Source organism: Micromonospora sp. CPCC 205546, from assembly GCF_036902715.1.
Lineage (GTDB): Bacteria > Actinomycetota > Actinomycetes > Mycobacteriales > Micromonosporaceae > Micromonospora.
Map to the genome: position 1 here is coordinate 133,445 of NZ_JBAKHL010000004.1, position 16,814 is coordinate 150,258.

Genomic DNA, 16,814 nt, shown 5'->3' on the forward strand with positions numbered 1-16,814 from the left:
ACCCGGTCGACGGGGAGCCCGCTCAGGTGAGGTCGGCACCGTCCACGAGCCCCCGGACGCGCAGCTCGGCGGCGACCGCCGGGGGGCAGTCGAGCACGACCGTGGCGGTGCCGACGGGCTGCGCCCCCCGCGCGGCGCAGATCTCGTAGAGCGCGCGGATCTGGGCGCCGGTGGCGACCCAGTCGTCCACCACGAGCACCCGGTCGCCCCGGTCGAGGCCGTGCTCCCGTACGGCCAGGTCGACCCGCCGGCCCCGGAAGTCCGGCGGGCTCCGCGCCCAGGTCAGCGGGCCGGCGGGCAGCCTGCCGTCACCCGGCTTGTGTGCCGGCACGAAGCCGACGCCGAGCGCCGTAGCGGCGAGCGGACCGAGCAGGTAACCGGTGACCGCCGGCGAGACGACCACCGTCGGCCGGGCGGCCCGGAACGGGTCCACGAGGGCCGGTCCCAGCCGGGCGAGGACCTCCGGGTCCCGCCACCACCCGGAGACGTCGCTGACCAGGTGGCTGGCGCCCGGGCCGGGATCGATCCACCTGACCAGCGCGGCGAGACGTCCGCTCAGCTCGGAGGGCATGGGCCCATCCTGCGCCACAGGAACCGCCCGCGGGCACTCCGCCCCGCACCCGGGCCGCCCGCACCCGGCCGCCTGGCCCACCTCGGATCGGATGATCGGCTACACGTATCACCGCAATTACGGTCATACCCCCGTGATCACGTTGACTTCGGAAGTGCTTCTCTCGTTACGGTCCGACCCGATTTGCTCGGAAGACGAAAGGACCGCACCGGTGGCTGGCAGGCACTCCCGTACCCGAATGTTCTCCTCGCCGGCCGCCATCGCGGCCACCGCGGCGGTCGGGGTCGCCCTCGCCGTCGGGGGCACCGTCGGCGCCGTCCAGCTGACCTCGGGCGCGCAGGCCGACCGGCCGACAGCGGCCGACCTCGCGCCCACCGGCCGGCCGACCAGCACCGCCCCCAGCTCGCCGGCCGTCCCGCCGAGCGCCACCGCGTCGCCGAGCGCCAGCGCGTCCCCGAGCGCGACCGCCAGCCCGAAGGCCGCCCGGTCCGCGCAGGCGCCATCCCGGAGCAAGCCGCGCACCGCCGCGCCGAAGCCCAGCGCGACGAAGAAGAGCAGCACCGCCCGCCCGGTGGTCGACAGCGGCTCGTGCGGCGCGTCGTTCTACTCGGAGGGGCAGCTCACCGCCAACGGTGAGAACTTCGACCCGTCGGCGCTGACCGCCGCGCACAAGACCCTGCCGTTCGACACGAGGGTCCGGGTCACCAACCCGGCCAACGGCAAGTCCGTGACGGTACGCGTCAACGACCGCGGCCCGTTCATCGCCGGGCGCTGCCTGGACCTGTCCCGGGCCGCGTTCGCCGACATCGCCCCGCTCGACGCCGGGCACGTCGAGGTCCGCTATGAGGTGCTGGGCTGAGCGCCCGTCGGGTGGCGATCGGCCCGGTGACCCGGCCCGGGTGGGCAGAACATCCTCGGACGACGGGCCAGGTTCATTCACCCGCTCACGTCCATCAGGCATGCTGTCCCTCGTACGCACGCGACCCTTCCAGTCGGGCCCCGGCCCACTGAGCCCCGGATCCCGCGCCGGCCTCGGCGCGGCCTTCGTCCTGCTCGCGATCGTCTCGGCCGTGGAGCTGGCCGACGGCCGCCCGGCGAACTACATCGCGCTCATGGTGGCCGCGCCGTTCCTGACCGCGGCGCTGGCGTCGTGGCGGATCGTGCTCGGCGTGGGTGTGGCCGCCACGGCCCTCGGCGCCGGCTTCGCGCTCGGCGAGGAGACCGTGGCGCTGCCCACGACCGTCGCCGTCGCGGGCATCGCGCTGGGCACGGCGATCGCGGTGGCCACGGCAGCCGTACGGCAGCGCCAGGCCGAGCGGATCGCCGAGCTGTCCCGGCTCGCCTCGGTCGCCCAGCAGGCCGTGCTGCGCCCGCTCGGTCCACAGGTCGGCACCCTCTCGGTGGCGGCGCGGTACATCTCGTCCACCGCCACGGCCGAGATCGGCGGTGACCTGTACGAGGCGGTCGACACGCCGTACGGGGTGCGGATGATCATCGGCGACGTGCGGGGCAAGGGCCTCGACGCGGTGCGACTCGCCAGCATCGTGCTGGGCTCGTACCGGCACGTGGCGTACGAGCGGGCGGACCTGCGGGCCGTGGTGACCGACCTGGACCGGGCGGTGGCCCGCAGCGTGGGCGACGAGGACTTCGTCACCGCGGCGCTGGTCGAGGAGCGGGGCGGCACGCTCACCATCGTCAACTGCGGCCACCCGCCGCCGCTGCTGCTGCGCCGGGGGGCCGTCATCCCGCTCGAACCGCCGGCCCCCGCCCCGCCGCTGGGCTTCATGCCGGTGGTACGCCCGCGGGTCGAGCGGCTGGAGCCCGGCGACCGGCTGCTGCTCTTCACCGACGGGCTCGGCGAGGCGCGCCGGGACGGCGAGTTCTTCCCGACCGCCGACCGGGCCTGGCGGCTGCTCGGGCACGGCACCGTCGGCGACGGTCTCGCCTCGCTGGAGACCGCCCTCGTCGAGTGGGTGCACGGCCGGCTCGACGACGACATCGCCCTGGTCCTGATGGAGTACACGGGCTCGCGCGGCGCCGCGACGGTGGCCGTGCCGAGCTGGGAGGTCGGCGCGGCCGAGGGCTGATCCGCCCTGCCCCGAAGGGGGCGTGAGAGGCCCGTTCGCAACCCGAACGGGAGGTGTGTAATCGGCGTCACTTTCGAGATCGGCTTGTCGCTGCCTACCCATCGGTAATACAGTCGGGGTTACTGATCGGTAACACCTGTCCGGAAGCGGGGCCAGCGAGCATGACCCACTACAAGAGCAACCTTCGGGACCTCGAGTTCAACCTCTTCGAGGTCTTCGGGGCGGACCAGGCGTTCAACCAGGAGCCGTACACGGACCTGGACGTCGACACTGCCCGCGACATCCTCGCCGAGGTCGACCGCCTCGCCCGCGAGGACCTGGCCGCCAGCTACACGGACAGCGACCGCAACCCGCCGGTCTTCGACCCGGCCACGCACACCGCGCCGCTGCCGGAGTCGTTCAAGAAGTCCTACCGGGCGTACATGAACTCCGAGTTCTGGCGGCTGGAGCTCCCGACCGAGCTGGAGGGCAGCAACGCGCCCCGGGCCCTGGTGTGGTCGCTCGCCGAGCTGATCGTCGGCTCCAACGCCGCCGTGTGGATGTACGCCTCCGGCCCGTCCTTCGCGCACGTGCTGCAGGTCGAGGGCACCGAGCAGCAGAAGAAGTGGGCGAAGCTCTTCGTCGACAAGCAGTGGGGCTCCACGATGGTGCTCACCGAGCCGGACGCCGGCTCGGACGTGGGCGCCGGCCGGGCCCGCGCCATCCCGCAGCCCGACGGCTCCTGGCACATCGAGGGCGTGAAGCGCTTCATCACGTCCGCCGAGCACGACCTGAGCGACAACATCGTCCACTACGTGCTGGCCCGTCCGGTCGGCGTCGAGGGTGTCGGCGGCCCGGGCACCAAGGGCCTGTCCCTCTTCGTGGTGCCGAAGTACCACTTCGACGAGAACACCGGCGAGTTGGGCGAGCGCAACGGCGTCTTCGCCACCAACGTCGAGCACAAGATGGGCCTGAAGGTCTCCAACACCTGCGAGCTGACCTTCGGCGAGCACGGCGTACCGGCCAAGGGCTGGCTGCTGGGCGAGAAGCACGAGGGCATCCGGCAGATGTTCATGATCATCGAGAGCGCCCGGATGATGGTCGGCACCAAGGCCATCGCCACCCTCTCGACCGGTTACCTGAACGCCCTGGAGTACGCCAAGAGCCGGGTGCAGGGCGCCGACCTGACCCAGATGGCGGACAAGACCGCGCCGCGCGTCACGATCACCCACCACCCGGACGTGCGCCGTTCGCTGATGCTGCAGAAGTCGTACGCCGAGGGCCTGCGCGCCCTGGTCTGCTACACCGCCACCTGGCAGGACAAGGTTGCCATCGCCGAGGCTGCGGGCGACGAGAAGGGGACCAAGCTCGCCAAGCGGGTCAACGACCTGCTTCTCCCGCTGGTCAAGGGCGTCGGCTCGGAGCGGGCGTACGAGCTGCTCGGCCACGAGTCGCTGCAGACCTTCGGCGGCTCCGGCTTCCTCCAGGACTACCCCCTGGAGCAGTACGTCCGGGACGCCAAGATCGACACTCTCTACGAGGGCACCACGGCGATCCAGAGCCTCGACCTCATCTTCCGCAAGATCGTCCGGGACAACGGCAAGGCCCTGATGGCGGTCGCCGGCGAGATCCAGGAGTTCATCGCCACCGAGGCGGGCAACGGCCAGCTCAAGGAGGAGCGGCAGGCGCTGGGCAAGGCGCTCGCCGAGATCCAGAGCATGGTCGGCGTGATGACCGGCTGGCTCGGCGAGGCGCAGGGCGGCGACACCCGGTCGCTCTACAAGGTCGGCCTGAGCAGCCGCCGCTTCCTGCTGGCGATCGGTGACCTGGTCGTCGGTTGGCTGCTGCAGAAGCAGGCCGACGTGGCGTTGAAGGCCCTGGCCGGCGAGCTCTCCGCAGCCGACAAGGCGTTCTACACCGGCAAGGTGGCCGCGGCCCGGTTCTTCGCCCGCGAGGTGCTGCCCCGCATTGGCGCCGACCGGCGGATCGTCGAGGGCACCGACCTGGACATCATGGACCTCCCGGAGGAGGCCTTCTGAGGTACGCCGTAGCGCCTCAGGGCGCGGCGGTGGCGTCGGGGAGGATCCGGCGGTGATCGGCACGACGGCCGGTGGGCGGTGGCCCCCCGGCCGGCGTCGGTCCTCGGCCGCACCGGCCGCGGGGCGCGCGCTGGGCACTGGGCCCTGCCGGCGGCTGGCCCCGCACCGGACGCTAGCCCCTGCGTCGGACGCTGCCCCCGCCTCGGACGTTGGCCCCCGCCTCGGACGTTGGCCCCCGCCTCGGACGTTGGCCCCCGCCTCGGACGTTGGCCCCCGCCTCGGACGTTGGCCCCGGGCCGGACGTTGGCCCCGGGCCGGGCGGTGATTCCCCGCTGGGCGCTGGCCTCGGACCTGGCGCTGCACCGCATCACCGGCTCTCCGCGGCAGCCCGAGGCACTGCCGCCGCCGGCCACAGCAACGAAAAATTACGTAGCGTCATCAACGCCTGTCCCTCCCCTCCATCCCTCACGGCGCTTTGCTCTGCAGCCGCGGACGCACCAGCGACGGCCGGTGACTGTTGCGTCCGCGGCTGCAGAGCAAAGCGTCTGCGGGGTAGTGGCGGTGGTGGCCGTGGATCGCGACCATCCGCGAAGGAAGGGATGCTATGTCCGATTGACGCGTCGGCGGGTGCTCGGCAGGTGTCGCTACGCTCTGTTGCGAACGCGCATTTGACGCTTAGTCACTCTCCGCAGTCGGCCGCCGGGTGTGCGGGGCGGCCGGCTGGGACATCGCAAGCCGCCGGGACGGCCTCGCCCGGCTATTCGCGGGTGCCATCCGGGTAGTCGGGCGGTGTGGCGGGTAACCGTCGCGAGGCCACGTCAGAGCACGCCCAGAGCCACCGCACGGGGGAGTGCAGCGCACATGGGCATTGGTAGCGGAATCTTCCTGATCGCCATCGGCGCGATCCTGACCTTCGCCATCAGAGCCAACGTCTGGTGGGTCGACCTGCGCGCGGTCGGCTGGGTGTTCATCCTGGCCGGGCTGGGCGTCCTGCTCACCACGCTCTGGTTCTGGCAGGACCGTCGCAAGCGGGCGCGGACCCTGATCGTCGAGGAGAACCGGCTCTCGCACCCGACCGCGATGATGCCACCGCCGCCCGATCCGCCGCCGCCGACGGCGCCACCGTCCTGAGCCGCCACCCTGAGCCACCCGCCACGCACCGGCGGGTGGCTCAGCCGCGTGCGGTGTGCCGGTCGAAGATCGGGGCCCTGTTCGGGCCGAGTTCCGACCAGGCGACCTCAGGGCGGTGCACCACCAGGTCGCTGGTGCGCATCCCGTCCTGGTCCGCGCGTTCCGGATCGAGCAGCGCCGAGAGCAGCGAGATGCCCGGGTTGTGGGCGATCAGCAGCACCGTACGGGCGGGCGGGTCCACGTTCCGGATCAGCCCCAGCAGGTCCTCCGGGTGTGCGTCGTACGCGTCGGACTCGTAGCGCACCACGGGGGCGGGGCCGGCCGAACCGCCCTCGGGCGGCGATCCGGTCATGCCCATCGCCACGCCGTGCCAGGTCTCGCGGGTGCGTCGGGCGGTCGAGCAGATCACCACGTCCGGCAGCAGGTCGTGCTTGGCCAGCCACGCGCCGGCCGCCGCCGCGTCGGCCTGACCCCGCGTGGCCAGAGGGCGCCGTACGTCGGGTGTCTCCCCGGGCGGCTCGGCCTTGGCGTGCCGGAGCAGCACCAGCGTGCGTCCTTGGGCGGAGGCGTCCTTCATGTCCCCAGCTTGCCCGATTGGCGATCACAGCGCCTGGGTAAGTCGATGGATGCCGCAACGCTCACCGATGGCCGCGGCGGAGGGAAACGCCAGGGACAGCCGAGGAGGCGACGAGATGGGCTTTGGTGGCAGTATCTTCCTGATCGCGTTGGGTGCGATCTTCGCGTTCGCCGTGGAGGCGGATCTCGGCTGGCTCAACCTGGCCGTGGTCGGCTGGGTGCTGATGCTCGCCGGCGTGGCCGGCCTGCTGCTCACCCTCCACTTCTGGAACTCGCGCCGCCGGACCGTGGTCGCCCCCGCGCGGGGTGAGCGGGTGGTCGCCGAGCAGGTCGTGCCGGTGCAGGACGACCGGGTCGTGGAGGAGTACCGCGAGGTGCGGCGACCGCGCCGTACCGTCTGACGTCCGGACCGCTTCTTCCGGGGGCTCCGCCACGCGGCGGGGCCCCCGGTGCGTGTCCCGTCCGTCAGGCGAAGAGGGCGAAGTAGATGGCGATGTGGTGGCAGAGCGCCGCCACCAGCGTGCAGGCGTGGAAGAACTCGTGGTGGCCGAAGACGGTGGGCCAGGGGTTGGGCCGGCGAAGCGCGTAGAAGACCGCGCCCACGCTGTAGATCGCGCCGCCCGCGCTGAGCAGCACCAGCGCCGTGACGCCGCCCTGGTGCAGGATGTCGGGCAGCATCGCGACCGAGACCCAGCCGAGCGCCAGGTAGAGCGGCGCGGAGACCCAGCGCGGGGCGTGCGGCCAGACCAGCTTGAGCGCCACGCCCGCGAGCGCGCCGCCCCAGACCAGCGCCAGCATGATCGCGGCCGGGCGGGGGCGCAGCAGCAGTACGCAGAACGGCGTGTAGGTGCCGGCGATGAACACGAAAATCATCGAATGGTCCAACCGGCGCATGATCTGGTAGCCGCGCTCGGACCACACCCGCCGGTGGTAGAGCGCGCTGGTGCCGAAGAGCCCGCACACCGTCACGCTGTAGATCAGGCAACTGACGAGCGGGGCCGAGCCGGGCCGGGTGGCGGCGATCGCGCAGAGCACGATGCCGCAGAGCAGGGCGACGAAGAACGCGTACGTGTGCAGCCAGCCGCGCATCCGGGGCTTACCGATGTCGACCGGCTTGAGTCGAAGCGGTGCGGAGGTGGTCACGCCCTTAGGTTACGACACCGTAGGTTACTTTCAAGTAGTGCATCCGGTCACGTGGGACGGCGGTCGACCGACCCTGGTGCCGCGTGCGAGTCGGGGAGTATGGCGGGATGCGGATCCGACCCGTCGGCGCACACGCCCTGCTGATCGACTGCGCCGACACCGACCAGGTCCAGGCGTGGCGGGCCGAGCTGTGGCGGCGGCGTGAACGCGGCGAGCTGACCGCCGTCGAGATCGTGCCGGCGGCCACCACCGTCCTGCTCGACGGCGTGGCGGATCCGACCACGACGGCCGCCCGCATCGCCGCCTGGCGGCCCCGGCCGGGCACACCGGGAACCCCTGGCGCGCCGACCGCCGCGCCGACCGCCGCGCCGACCGCCGAGGCGCCGACCGTTCACGCGCCGGCCGCAGATGCGCCGGCCACAGGCGGGTCGGCCGCCGCCGACGCGGACGATCCGGCAACCGGCGGCTGCCTGGTCGAGGTTCCGGTGACGTACGACGGGGAGGACCTCGCCCTCGTCGCCGACCACTGGGGCGTGGACGTGCCGGCGGTGGTCGACCGGCTGCGGCGTACCCGGTTCCGGGTGGCCTTCTGCGGCTTCGCCCCCGGGTTCGCCTATCTGACCGGGCTCCCCGCCGAACTGGCGGTGCCCCGGCTGCCCACCCCCCGCCCCCGGGTGCCGGCCGGCTCGGTCGCGCTGGCCGGCCCGTACGCCGGGATCTATCCGGCGGCCTCGCCCGGCGGCTGGCTGCTGGTCGGGCGCACCGGGATGGGCCTCTTCGACGTGCACGCCGACCCACCGGCCCGGCTCACCCCGGGCACCCGGGTACGCCTGGTGGCCGCGTGACCGCCGCCGTGGAGGTGCGCCGCGCCGGGGCGCTGACCACCGTCCAGGACCTGGGCCGGGCCGGCTGGGCGCACCTCGGCGTACCCCGGTCGGGCGCGCTCGACCCGGCGGCGCTGCGGCTGGCGAACCGGCTCGTCGGCAATCCGGAGTCCGCCGCCGGCCTGGAGATCACGATGACGGGCTGCGAGCTGCGGTTCCTTCGGGCGGCGGCCGTCGCCGTGACCGGGGCCGACGCCGCCGTACGGGTCGACGACCGCCCCGGCGACGTGGGCCTGGCGCTGTCGGTGCCGGCGGGCGGAGTGCTGCGCATCGGTCCGCCCCGCGACGGCCTGCGCAACTGGCTCGCGATCGGTGGCGGCATCGCCGTCGAGCCGGTGCTCGGCAGCCGCGCCACCGACACCCTCTCCGGGCTCGGCCCGCGGCCCCTGCGCGACGGCGACCGGCTGCCCCTGGGCGCACCGACCGGACCGCCCGCCGGCGTGGACGTCACCGTCGTGGCGTCCACCCCGACCGAGCTGCGGCTGACCCTGCGCCTCGGCCCCCGCGACGACTGGTTCACCGCCGCCGCGCTGGACCGGCTGTTCGGCAGCGCGTACGCGGTGAGCCCGGTCAGCAACCGGGTCGGCGCGCGACTCACCGGCGCGGCGCTGCCGCGCGCGGTGGCCGGGGAACTGCCCAGCGAGGGCATCGTGCTCGGCGCGGTGCAGGTGCCGGCGGACGGCCAACCGCTGATCTTCCTCGCGGACCATCCGACCACCGGCGGGTACCCCGTCGTCGGGGTGGTGGACGACGTGACCCCGCTCGCGCAGGCCCGCCCAGGGACTACGGTCAGGTTCCATGGACCTCAACGCTGACCTCGGCGAGGGATTCGGCATCTGGCGACTCGGCGACGACGCCGCGCTGCTGGGCCTCGTCACCTCCGCCAACGTCGCCTGCGGCTTCCACGCCGGCGACGCGTCGACGATGCGCCGGGTCTGCGAGGGCGCCACCGAGCGCGGGGTGGCCGTCGGCGCGCAGGTCGGCTACCGGGACCTCGCCGGCTTCGGCCGGCGGCACATCGCGTACGCCTTCGCGGAGCTGCGCGACGAGGTCACCTACCAGCTCGGGGCCCTGGAGGCGTTCTGCCGGCTGTTCCGCACCCGGGTCCGCTACCTGAAGCCGCACGGGGCGCTCTACCACGCCGCGGCCTGCGACGAGGTCCAGGCGGCGGCGCTGGTCGCCGCGGTCGGCGGCTACGACGACCAGCTTCCGCTGCTCTGCCTGCCCGGTTCGGTCCTCGCGCAGCTCGCCAAGGGCGCCGGGCTGCGGGTGGTCGCCGAGGGCTTCGCCGACCGGGGCTACCTGCCCAACGGCTCGCTGGTGCCGCGCACCGCCCCCGGCGCGCTGGTGACCGACCCGGAGGAGGTGGCAGCCCGGGCCGTGCGGATGGCCACCGAGCGGACCGTCGTCGCGGTCGACGGCAGCGTCGTCCCGTGCCCGGTCGAGTCGATCTGCCTGCACGGCGACACCCCCGGCGCGGTCCGCTGCGCCGAACTGGTCCGCGCCGCCCTGATCGACGCCGGGGTGACGCTCACCCCGTTCGCGTGACGTCAGGCGTCGTCGAGCCCCCTGAGCACCAGCGGAAGCCGGGCGGCGGCGCCCTCGACCACCCGGACCGGGACGCCCCAGTCCTGCCGGGTCAGGTGGCAGGCCGCGTGCTCGACGTCCGCGTCGCAGGTCGCCGCCTGCGCGGTCACCTGGAGCACCCCGCCGGCCACACTGCCGTCGACCACCAGCCGGCGGGACAGCTCGGTGCCGGTCCCGGCCCCCTCCACCAGCAGCTCCGGCGGCGACGCCGACACCACCAGCCGCGTCGACGGTCCGTACGTTTCGTCGAGCTTCTGCCCCGGCGCGGGAGTGAAGATCACGTCCAGGGTCACCTCGCCGGCCGCCACGTCGGTGGGCTTGCGCTCGGTGCGGTGCCGGGGACCGTCGACGGTGCTCGCGCCGGCCGCCGAGAGCGCGCCGGGCGCCAGCCGGGTCAGCCGGTGCGCGGCGGACTCCACCACCAGCACCTCGCCGGCGGGGGTGAGCACCAGGTCGCTCGGCTCGGCGAGCCCGTCGGCGACCGTCGACACCCGGTCGCTCTGCGGGTCGAAGCGGCGCACCGCCCCGTTGTACGTGTCGGCGATCAGCACCGAGCCGTCCGGCAGCGCGCACACCCCCAGCGGGTGCTGGAGCAGCGCCTCCGCCGCCGGCCCGTCGACGTGCCCGAAGTCGAAGAGCCCCTGCCCGACGGCGGTTCCCATGAGATCGTTCTCGACGTAGCGGACCGCGCTGGTCTCGCTGTCGGCCACCCAGAGCCGGGCGCCGTCGGCGGAGACGGAGAGGCCGGACGGCTGCGCCATCCACGCCTCGCCCAGCGGGCCGTCGCGCAGCGCCTCGACAGTGGTGCCCGCGTACATGCCGGCGGTGCGCCTCACCGGGTCGAACCACCAGAGCTGGTGGATGCCGGCCATCGCGATGACGACCCTGTCGTCGTACCAGGCCAGGTCCCAGGGGGAGGAGAGGTCGACGGCGAGCGCGTCGTGGGAGTGGTCGTCGACCGTCGAGCGCCACTGTCGGCCGGTGCCGGCGACCGTCACCACCTCGCCGTCCGCCAGCCGTACGCCGCGCAGCAGGTGGTTGACCGTGTCGGCGACGACGAGGTCGTAGCCGGCCACCTCGGCGGTGTGCGCCGGCAGCAGGCACAGCCCCTGCGGCTCGGAGAAGGTGGCCGCCCCGGCCGGACCGTCGGCCCGGCCCCGGGTGCCTGCCCCGATCCGACGGAGGAGCGTCTCGCCGTCGCCGGCCAGCTCGGCCAGCGAGTGCCGGGCCGAGTCGGACACCAGCAGGTTGCCGTTCTCCAGCAGCACCGCCTTGCCCGGGAAGCGCAGCGTGGTCTCCGGCTCGGCCGGCGGGACGTACGGGCCGTCGCCCCGGTGCAGGGTGCCCTTCGCCTCGTGGGTGGCGATCAGCTCGTCGATGAGGCGGGCGAGCCCTTCGGCGTGACCCTCGCCGGCCATCGTCGCCACCACGTAGCCCTCGGGGTCGATCACCGACAGGGTGGGCCAGGCACGGGCCGCGTACTGCTGCCACATGTCCAGCTCGGGGTCGTCGAGCACGGGGTGGTGCACGCCGTACCGCTCCACGGCGGCGGCCAGCGCGTCCGGGTCCTTCTCGTGCTCGAACTTCGGCGAGTGCACGCCGATCACGACGAGCACGTCGCCGTACTTCTCTTCCAGCGGGCGCAGCTCGTCGAGCACGTGCAGGCAGTTGATGCAGCAGAAGGTCCAGAAGTCCAGCACGGTGATGCGACCTCGGAGGTCCTGCAGGGTCAGGTTCTGCCCACCGGTGTTGAGCCACTGCCGGCCCCGCAGTTCGGGGGCCCGTACGCGCGCTGTCGTTCCCATGCCCGCCAGCCTGCCATGCCGGGCTCCGGCCTAGTCGGACTCCGTGACCCGGACGACAGACGGGTCGGGACTAGCGGGCGCGGGCCCAGCCGGTGAAGCGCGCCGTCAGGTCCGTCGGAGGGTTGCCGTGGTCCAGCTCGGCCAGTTGCGCGGCGGCCTCCTCGCACAGCCCGGCGAGGTGGACCATCAGCGCGTCGCGGTCCTCGCGGTACCTCGCCAGGAGGAGGAGCTTCGCCGTCGAGCAGGGCCAGGCCACCCCGCAGGCGCCACAGCGCCAGGTGGGCCGGCTGGGGACGTGGGCGCGGACGCGGGCCATCAGCCCACCACCGTGCGGGAGCGCGCCGGTGCCCGGCGGGAGAGGGCGGGCCGGGTCGGTGCCGGCGCGGTGACGACCCACTCCAGGCCCTCGCGCAGGACGAACAGCTCCCGCTTGGCCACCGCGCGGCCCTTGGCGTCGAGCTGGTAACCCTCGAACCAGAGCCAGCCGTACGGCGGGAAGCGGTCGGCGAGCTCACGGATCACGCGGACGCGCATCGGGGTCACGAACTGCGGGGACGCGGCCCGGGTCAGGTTGAGGACCTCACCGGCCCGCAGCATCCGTACGGGGGCCGGCGTCCGGGCGGTCACCGCGGACCCGGGTTGCGCCGGACGGACCGGTGCGAGGCGCGGACGTCGTCGCTCGCGCGGCCGGGCCTGCGGTACGGCGGGACGAACGAACCGACCGGCCCGGGTACGACCGGGCGGGCCGGGGGCGGATCGCCCTTCGGCCTCTCCTCGGGCATGGCTCCCCCTCGTTCGGCGGGTGGTGGAAGGGGCCGCCCCGGCTGCTCGCCCGGGGCGGCCCCGCGGCGCGACCGGCGGGCTCCATCGCCTCCACCGGCTCACACCGTCTACAAGCACCCTGCCGAGGGTTGCCGGACAATCACACAGCGTTGTCTAATTTCCTTCGGGCAACCCATTTGTTCCGGGGAAGGGCTGGCATGAATCACGCCTTTGTCGCAGCGCTCGCCGAGGCCGGCCACACGGCCGAGAGCCTTGCAGGTCACATAGGGGTTCACCCGAAGACGGCGGCGCGCTGGGCAAATCCTGGGCACATTCCACAGAGCCGGCACCGCGTTCAGGTAGCAAACTTGCTCGGGCGAGATGCGGACACCCTGTGGCCGGACGTTGGCCGACGACGTGAGCCGGTGTGGTTCCGGCCGTGGGTGGACATCGAGCGGGAGGCGGCCACCCTGCGCGCGTTTGAACTCGCGTGGGTGCCCGGTCTTCTCCAGACCGAGGCGTACGCGCGGGCGACGCTCGCAGGCGGTGTACTGACGGCCGACGCCATGAACGATCTCGCCGACGCGCGGATCAGCCGGCAAGCGATTCTCAGACGCGAGCGCGGCCCTCTGCTGGTCGCGGTGCTGGATGAAGGGGTCCTACGTAGACGAGTCGGGGACGACCGGGCACTCATGGCAGCTCAGCTCGCGTATCTCGTCGCGTGCGCCGAACTGCCGAGTGTGCAGCTGCACGTCGTTCCGGCAGACGCGCCCAGCTATCCGGGGCTGGACGGGCCGTTCACCATCGCCGATATGCCGGACGGCACGCGGGTCGCGCATGTCGATAGCCCGGCACAGGCTCAGATCCTGGACCAGGCATCCGACCTTGTTACGCTTGAACGACGTTGGGAACGCATTCGCGGGGAGGCGCTTCCCCGGGGGCGGACTCTGAATCTCCTGAGAGAAGCGGCGAGATCATGGACCTGACCGGCGCGCAGTGGCGCAAGAGCACGAAGAGCGGCGGCAACGGCGGAAACTGCGTCGAGGTGGCCGACAATCTCCCCGGCGTCGTGGGCGTTCGGGACTCCAAGGACCCGAGCGGCCCGGCCCTGGTCTTCGCCCCGGCCGCCTGGCGGGCCTTCGTCGCCCGGGTCGCCGATCGGGCCTGACCGACCAGACTTCCTGAGAGCGCCCGTCCCCACGCCCGGGGGCGGGCGTTTCCGTTCCCGCGTCACAGCACGGGGCGTCCGCGCCGCCGGGTTCTCGTCCTGGCGGGGTGCTGCCGTCCGAGACGACGGCGGGGCCACGGTCTCCCGTGACCCCGCCGCCGTCGCTTCGTCGGCTACTGGCCTGCCGGCTTGAGGCAGAGCACCCGGTTGGCCCCGCCGCCCTTGAGCACCACGTGCGGCTGGGTCGGGTCGGCGCACTTGTCCTTCGCGTCCACCTTGGAGACCACGGTGAAGGCGTCGGCCTCGCCGCACTGCGCTGCCGCCGCGGTCTCGCCCGACTTCTTGACGCAGCTACCGACCGCCGGGTCGAACGCCGGGGCCGAGTCCTTGCCGCCGACCTTGCCGAGCAGCATGAGCAGGCCCAGCGGCACCGCCAGGATGAGCACCGCCGCGACGAGCACCGCGGCGAGCACCCGACCGTTGCGGACCTTGGGCGTGGGGGCTTCGGTCTTCGGCTCCGCGATCGGCTTATACGAGTCGAAGCGGTTCTGCTCCTGCTCCGGGCCGCCCTGGTCCCACGGGCCGGGCTGCTGCGGGGGCGGCGGGAACGCCGGCGGGAAGCCTCCCCCGGGCGCGAGCTCGCTCGTCGGGGCGGAGCCGTAGCCACCGGGTGCCGGGCCACCGGCGGCCGGCGTACCAAAGGGGTCGGCGGGGCGCTCCGCGCTGTCGTGCGGTCGGACCCCGTTCACCGGTCGGTTGCTGGCTGGTGCGTCGACGAAGGACGGCACGCCCGGCGGGAAGGCCGGGGGCGCGGCCGGCGAGGCGGGCGCCACCGGGGAGGCCGCGCCGAAGACGGCGGTCCCGCCCGGTGCACGGTCCCGGTCGTCGAAACGGGCCTCCGGACGCTGGTCGAAGCGGTTGTCGTGGCCCTGTTCGAAGCTCGGTTCCTGGGCCTGGTCGAAGCGGTTGTCCTGACCCTGGTCGTACCGCGGTCCCTGGCCCTGACCGAAGTGCTGCTCCTGGTCGAAGCGGTTGTCCTGGCCCTGACCGAAGTGCTGCCCCTGGTCGAGCCGGGGGTCCGCGCCCTGGTCGAACCGGGGGGCAGGGCGCTGGTCGAAGCGGTCGTCCTGGCCCTGGTCGAAGCGGGGCGTCGACGCGTGGTCCTGCTCCTGCTCGTCCGCCGGCTCGGGCCGGGCCGGGCGGCCGTAGACCCGGGGCTGCGGTGCGGACGTGCCGGCCGGTCGCAGGGCCTGGTCGGTGGGCGGCATGACGCGGCTGGCCAGCGGCACCGAGGCGCTCGCCGAGACGCTGCCGGCGGCCGGTTCGGCCGCCTCCGGCGACGCCACGGCCGCCCGGCCGCCCGCCTCGGGCGAGGTGCGCGGTGCGGGGACCACCGGGCCGGCGGGAGACTGCGGCTCGTCGTGCCGGGAGCCGGCCTGGGCCCAGCCCGGCTGCTCCTGCTCGTACGCCGGCAGACCGCCGTCCCGACCGGACTGCTCGGGGGCGAACTGGGCCGGCGGGGCGAAGTCGGCCGGCGGGGCGAAGTCGGCCGGCGGGGCGAAGTCGGCCGGCGGGGCGAAGTCGGCCGGCGGGGCGGCGGCCAGGCTGGCTCCGGGCACCCGCTGCTCCTGCGGCGGGAGCGGCACGGCGTTGGCCGGTGAGATGCCGGGCCCCGGTGCGGGCTGGTAGATCGGCGGCTCCTCGGCCCGCTCCGGTTCCCAGCCGTTGCCGGCCCGGGCCGGGGCGGACTCGCCCGACTCCGCGCGGCCCCACACCTCGTCCGCCGACCACGGCTCGACGTCCGGTACGGCCGGGCGCTCGGGCGCGTTGCCGGCCCACTGCGGCGGGTTCTCCGGCGCCGCGCCCCATGGCTGCGGCCCGCCGTCGCCGGGCACCGGCACGGAGGCCCGGCCGGGCGGGGTGGAGGCGGGCGGTGCGGCGTCCCAGCCGGGCTGCTCGCCCTGCTGCTGGTCACCGCCGGCCCAGCCGCCGGAGCGGTTGGGGTCGTCCTGCTGCTGTGCGGGGGTCCAGCCGCCGGCGGGGTCCTGAGGGGAGTCGGCGTTCCAGCCGTCGGAGCGGGAGGGGTCGTCCTGGGCGGGCCAGGGCTGGGTTGCTGGTGCGGGTGCGGGCTGCGGGACCCGGGCGGCGCCGCGGGCGGCGGGCTCGGGCTGCGCCCAGGCGGGCGACGCCTGCTCGGCGGGCCCCCAGCCGGGCTGCTCGTTCTGCTGCTGGTTGCCGTCGGCCCAGCCGCCGGAGCGGTTGGGGTCGTCCTGCTGCTGTGCGGGGGTCCAGCCGCCGGCGGGGTCCTGAGGGGAGTCGGCGTTCCAGCCGTCGGAGCGGGAGGGGTCGTCCTGGGCGGGCCAGGGCTGGGTTGCTGGTGCGGGTGCGGGCTGCGGGACCCGGGCGGCGCCGCGGGCGGCGGGCTCGGGCTGCGCCCAGGCGGGCGACGCCTGCTCGGCGGGCGCCCACGCGGGCTGCTCCGGGGCGGCGTGCGGCGGCTGGTGCGGGGGCTGCCCGGCGGTCCGGGCGGCGCCGGCCTGCTCCTGCGCGCCGGGCCACGCCGGCTGCGGCGCTGCGCCGGGGGGCCCCCACTGGCCGGGCTGGGCCGGGTCGGTCTGCTGTGGCGCCTGCGCGGCCCACGCGGGGGCCGGCTGCTGCTGCTCACCCTGCGCGCCCCAGGCGGGCGGGTTCGGACGACCTGGCGGAGGCGGGGGCGCCCAGCCCAGGTCGGGGGCGCCGGCGCCGTATCCGTTGTCCTGCTGTGCCGGGCGGTCGCCGTACGGCGCCGGTCCGCCGGCGCCCGGCGACACCTCGTCCGGCTGCTGGCCGGGGTGGTGCGTGCCCTCGGACGTCATGCGTGCGCCTCCTCCATCACCTGTCGGCCGCCGCTGCCGATCGGTCTGCTCGGCAGGGTGGCCGGCGTCGCCGGTGTACCGGCCGTGCCGGCTCCCCGCACCGTATCCGGTGGCCGCCCGAGGGCGTCCGGGGAGCACGGCCGTCACTCCCCGTGGCCGGATGGTGTCGAGCGGCTTCTATCGACTCGACTGCTCCGGGTCGGCGGGCGACGACCGAAGCCCACCGT

At 74.2% G+C, this 16,814-nt stretch carries 17 protein-coding genes; 10 read left to right on the top strand and 7 right to left on the bottom strand.

Annotated features, from left to right (window positions below; translation table 11 throughout):
• Nucleotides 1-22: 22 nt before the first annotated feature.
• The gene (locus tag V6U77_RS02660; protein ID WP_334604498.1) at nucleotides 23-571 is read right to left on the bottom strand and encodes a phosphoribosyltransferase; all 549 of its coding nucleotides are present in this window, start codon (nucleotides 569-571) and stop codon (nucleotides 23-25) included.
• 211 nt (nucleotides 572-782) lie between these two features.
• Here V6U77_RS02660 and V6U77_RS02665 point away from each other — a divergent pair, with 211 nt between their 5' ends.
• From V6U77_RS02665 to V6U77_RS02680, 4 genes are all read left to right on the top strand, one after another.
• Nucleotides 783-1,430: a septal ring lytic transglycosylase RlpA family protein gene (locus tag V6U77_RS02665; RefSeq protein WP_334604499.1), complete on the top strand. Its 648-nt coding sequence runs from the start codon at nucleotides 783-785 to the stop codon at nucleotides 1,428-1,430.
• Nucleotides 1,431-1,530: 100 nt separating this feature from the next.
• Nucleotides 1,531-2,658 (top strand): PP2C family protein-serine/threonine phosphatase, encoded by a 1,128-nt coding sequence (locus tag V6U77_RS02670; RefSeq protein ID WP_334604501.1) that lies wholly within the window; start codon nucleotides 1,531-1,533, stop codon nucleotides 2,656-2,658.
• 161 nt (nucleotides 2,659-2,819) lie between these two features.
• Entirely contained in the window at nucleotides 2,820-4,676 is a 1,857-nt protein-coding gene (locus tag V6U77_RS02675; RefSeq protein ID WP_334604502.1) for an acyl-CoA dehydrogenase, read from the top strand.
• Nucleotides 4,677-5,537: 861 nt separating this feature from the next.
• Nucleotides 5,538-5,807 (top strand): DUF6458 family protein, encoded by a 270-nt coding sequence (locus V6U77_RS02680; RefSeq protein WP_013730795.1) that lies wholly within the window; start codon nucleotides 5,538-5,540, stop codon nucleotides 5,805-5,807.
• A gap of 40 nt (nucleotides 5,808-5,847) precedes the next feature.
• Here the strand turns inward: V6U77_RS02680 and V6U77_RS02685 are convergent, their stop codons facing one another.
• Nucleotides 5,848-6,384, bottom strand: a complete 537-nt coding sequence (locus tag V6U77_RS02685; RefSeq protein ID WP_334604503.1) for a SixA phosphatase family protein — start codon at nucleotides 6,382-6,384, stop codon at nucleotides 5,848-5,850.
• A 115-nt stretch (nucleotides 6,385-6,499) separates the two neighbouring features.
• Between V6U77_RS02685 and V6U77_RS02690 the strand changes: the two genes are divergently transcribed.
• Nucleotides 6,500-6,784 carry a DUF6458 family protein gene (locus tag V6U77_RS02690; RefSeq protein WP_334604505.1) on the top strand — a complete coding sequence of 95 codons (285 nt, stop codon included), beginning with the start codon at nucleotides 6,500-6,502 and terminating at the stop codon, nucleotides 6,782-6,784.
• A 64-nt stretch (nucleotides 6,785-6,848) separates the two neighbouring features.
• Here the strand turns inward: V6U77_RS02690 and trhA are convergent, their stop codons facing one another.
• Entirely contained in the window at nucleotides 6,849-7,526 is a 678-nt protein-coding gene (gene trhA / locus V6U77_RS02695; protein WP_334604507.1) for a PAQR family membrane homeostasis protein TrhA, read from the bottom strand.
• Nucleotides 7,527-7,633: 107 nt separating this feature from the next.
• Between trhA and V6U77_RS02700 the strand changes: the two genes are divergently transcribed.
• Genes V6U77_RS02700 through V6U77_RS02710 form a run of 3 tightly spaced genes read left to right on the top strand, consistent with a single transcriptional unit; the run spans nucleotide 7,634 to nucleotide 9,958 of the window.
• Nucleotides 7,634-8,371: a 5-oxoprolinase subunit B family protein gene (locus V6U77_RS02700; protein WP_334604508.1), complete on the top strand. Its 738-nt coding sequence runs from the start codon at nucleotides 7,634-7,636 to the stop codon at nucleotides 8,369-8,371.
• Complete coding sequence (locus tag V6U77_RS02705) at nucleotides 8,269-9,225, top strand: biotin-dependent carboxyltransferase family protein (protein WP_442934365.1); 957 nt, start codon at nucleotides 8,269-8,271, stop codon at nucleotides 9,223-9,225. The genes V6U77_RS02700 and V6U77_RS02705 overlap by 103 nt, the downstream gene beginning before the upstream one ends.
• A complete protein-coding gene (locus V6U77_RS02710; protein WP_334604511.1) occupies nucleotides 9,209-9,958 on the top strand; it encodes a LamB/YcsF family protein in 750 nt (249 codons plus the stop codon). The genes V6U77_RS02705 and V6U77_RS02710 overlap by 17 nt, the downstream gene beginning before the upstream one ends.
• Nucleotides 9,959-9,960: 2 nt before the next feature.
• Here the strand turns inward: V6U77_RS02710 and V6U77_RS02715 are convergent, their stop codons facing one another.
• The 3 genes from V6U77_RS02715 to V6U77_RS02725 form a co-directional block, all read right to left on the bottom strand.
• On the bottom strand, nucleotides 9,961-11,802 hold the full coding sequence (locus tag V6U77_RS02715) for an NHL domain-containing thioredoxin family protein (protein WP_334604513.1): 1,842 nt from the start codon (nucleotides 11,800-11,802) through the stop codon (nucleotides 9,961-9,963).
• Between the two features lie 70 nt (nucleotides 11,803-11,872).
• Nucleotides 11,873-12,118, bottom strand: a complete 246-nt coding sequence (locus V6U77_RS02720) for a flavin reductase (protein WP_334604515.1) — start codon at nucleotides 12,116-12,118, stop codon at nucleotides 11,873-11,875.
• Complete coding sequence (locus tag V6U77_RS02725; RefSeq protein ID WP_334604517.1) at nucleotides 12,118-12,429, bottom strand: hypothetical protein; 312 nt, start codon at nucleotides 12,427-12,429, stop codon at nucleotides 12,118-12,120. Before V6U77_RS02725 ends, V6U77_RS02720 begins: the two co-directional genes overlap by 1 nt.
• Nucleotides 12,430-12,782: 353 nt before the next feature.
• Here V6U77_RS02725 and V6U77_RS02730 point away from each other — a divergent pair, with 353 nt between their 5' ends.
• Both V6U77_RS02730 and V6U77_RS02735 read left to right on the top strand, forming a co-directional pair.
• A complete protein-coding gene (locus V6U77_RS02730) occupies nucleotides 12,783-13,550 on the top strand; it encodes a DUF5753 domain-containing protein (protein ID WP_334604518.1) in 768 nt (255 codons plus the stop codon).
• Nucleotides 13,541-13,732 (top strand): DUF397 domain-containing protein, encoded by a 192-nt coding sequence (locus tag V6U77_RS02735; RefSeq protein WP_334604519.1) that lies wholly within the window; start codon nucleotides 13,541-13,543, stop codon nucleotides 13,730-13,732. Before V6U77_RS02730 ends, V6U77_RS02735 begins: the two co-directional genes overlap by 10 nt.
• 173 nt (nucleotides 13,733-13,905) lie before the next feature.
• Here the strand turns inward: V6U77_RS02735 and V6U77_RS02740 are convergent, their stop codons facing one another.
• Nucleotides 13,906-16,587 (bottom strand): LppU/SCO3897 family protein, encoded by a 2,682-nt coding sequence (locus V6U77_RS02740; RefSeq protein WP_334604520.1) that lies wholly within the window; start codon nucleotides 16,585-16,587, stop codon nucleotides 13,906-13,908.
• Nucleotides 16,588-16,814: the final 227 nt, after the last annotated feature.

What these genes read in the sequence shown, in the direction of transcription:
- V6U77_RS02660 (WP_334604498.1), bottom strand. Translation starts at nt 571, where the DNA reads ATGCCCTCCGAGCTGAGCGGACGTCTCGCCGCGCTGGTCAGGTGGATC.
- V6U77_RS02670 (WP_334604501.1), top strand. Translation starts at nt 1,531, where the DNA reads ATGCTGTCCCTCGTACGCACGCGACCCTTCCAGTCGGGCCCCGGCCCA.
- V6U77_RS02675 (WP_334604502.1), top strand. Translation starts at nt 2,820, where the DNA reads ATGACCCACTACAAGAGCAACCTTCGGGACCTCGAGTTCAACCTCTTC.
- V6U77_RS02680 (WP_013730795.1), top strand. Translation starts at nt 5,538, where the DNA reads ATGGGCATTGGTAGCGGAATCTTCCTGATCGCCATCGGCGCGATCCTG.
- V6U77_RS02685 (WP_334604503.1), bottom strand. Translation starts at nt 6,384, where the DNA reads ATGAAGGACGCCTCCGCCCAAGGACGCACGCTGGTGCTGCTCCGGCAC.
- V6U77_RS02690 (WP_334604505.1), top strand. Translation starts at nt 6,500, where the DNA reads ATGGGCTTTGGTGGCAGTATCTTCCTGATCGCGTTGGGTGCGATCTTC.
- V6U77_RS02700 (WP_334604508.1), top strand. Translation starts at nt 7,634, where the DNA reads ATGCGGATCCGACCCGTCGGCGCACACGCCCTGCTGATCGACTGCGCC.
- V6U77_RS02710 (WP_334604511.1), top strand. Translation starts at nt 9,209, where the DNA reads ATGGACCTCAACGCTGACCTCGGCGAGGGATTCGGCATCTGGCGACTC.
- V6U77_RS02715 (WP_334604513.1), bottom strand. Translation starts at nt 11,802, where the DNA reads ATGGGAACGACAGCGCGCGTACGGGCCCCCGAACTGCGGGGCCGGCAG.
- V6U77_RS02720 (WP_334604515.1), bottom strand. Translation starts at nt 12,118, where the DNA reads ATGGCCCGCGTCCGCGCCCACGTCCCCAGCCGGCCCACCTGGCGCTGT.
- V6U77_RS02730 (WP_334604518.1), top strand. Translation starts at nt 12,783, where the DNA reads ATGAATCACGCCTTTGTCGCAGCGCTCGCCGAGGCCGGCCACACGGCC.
- V6U77_RS02735 (WP_334604519.1), top strand. Translation starts at nt 13,541, where the DNA reads ATGGACCTGACCGGCGCGCAGTGGCGCAAGAGCACGAAGAGCGGCGGC.
- V6U77_RS02740 (WP_334604520.1), bottom strand. Translation starts at nt 16,587, where the DNA reads ATGACGTCCGAGGGCACGCACCACCCCGGCCAGCAGCCGGACGAGGTG.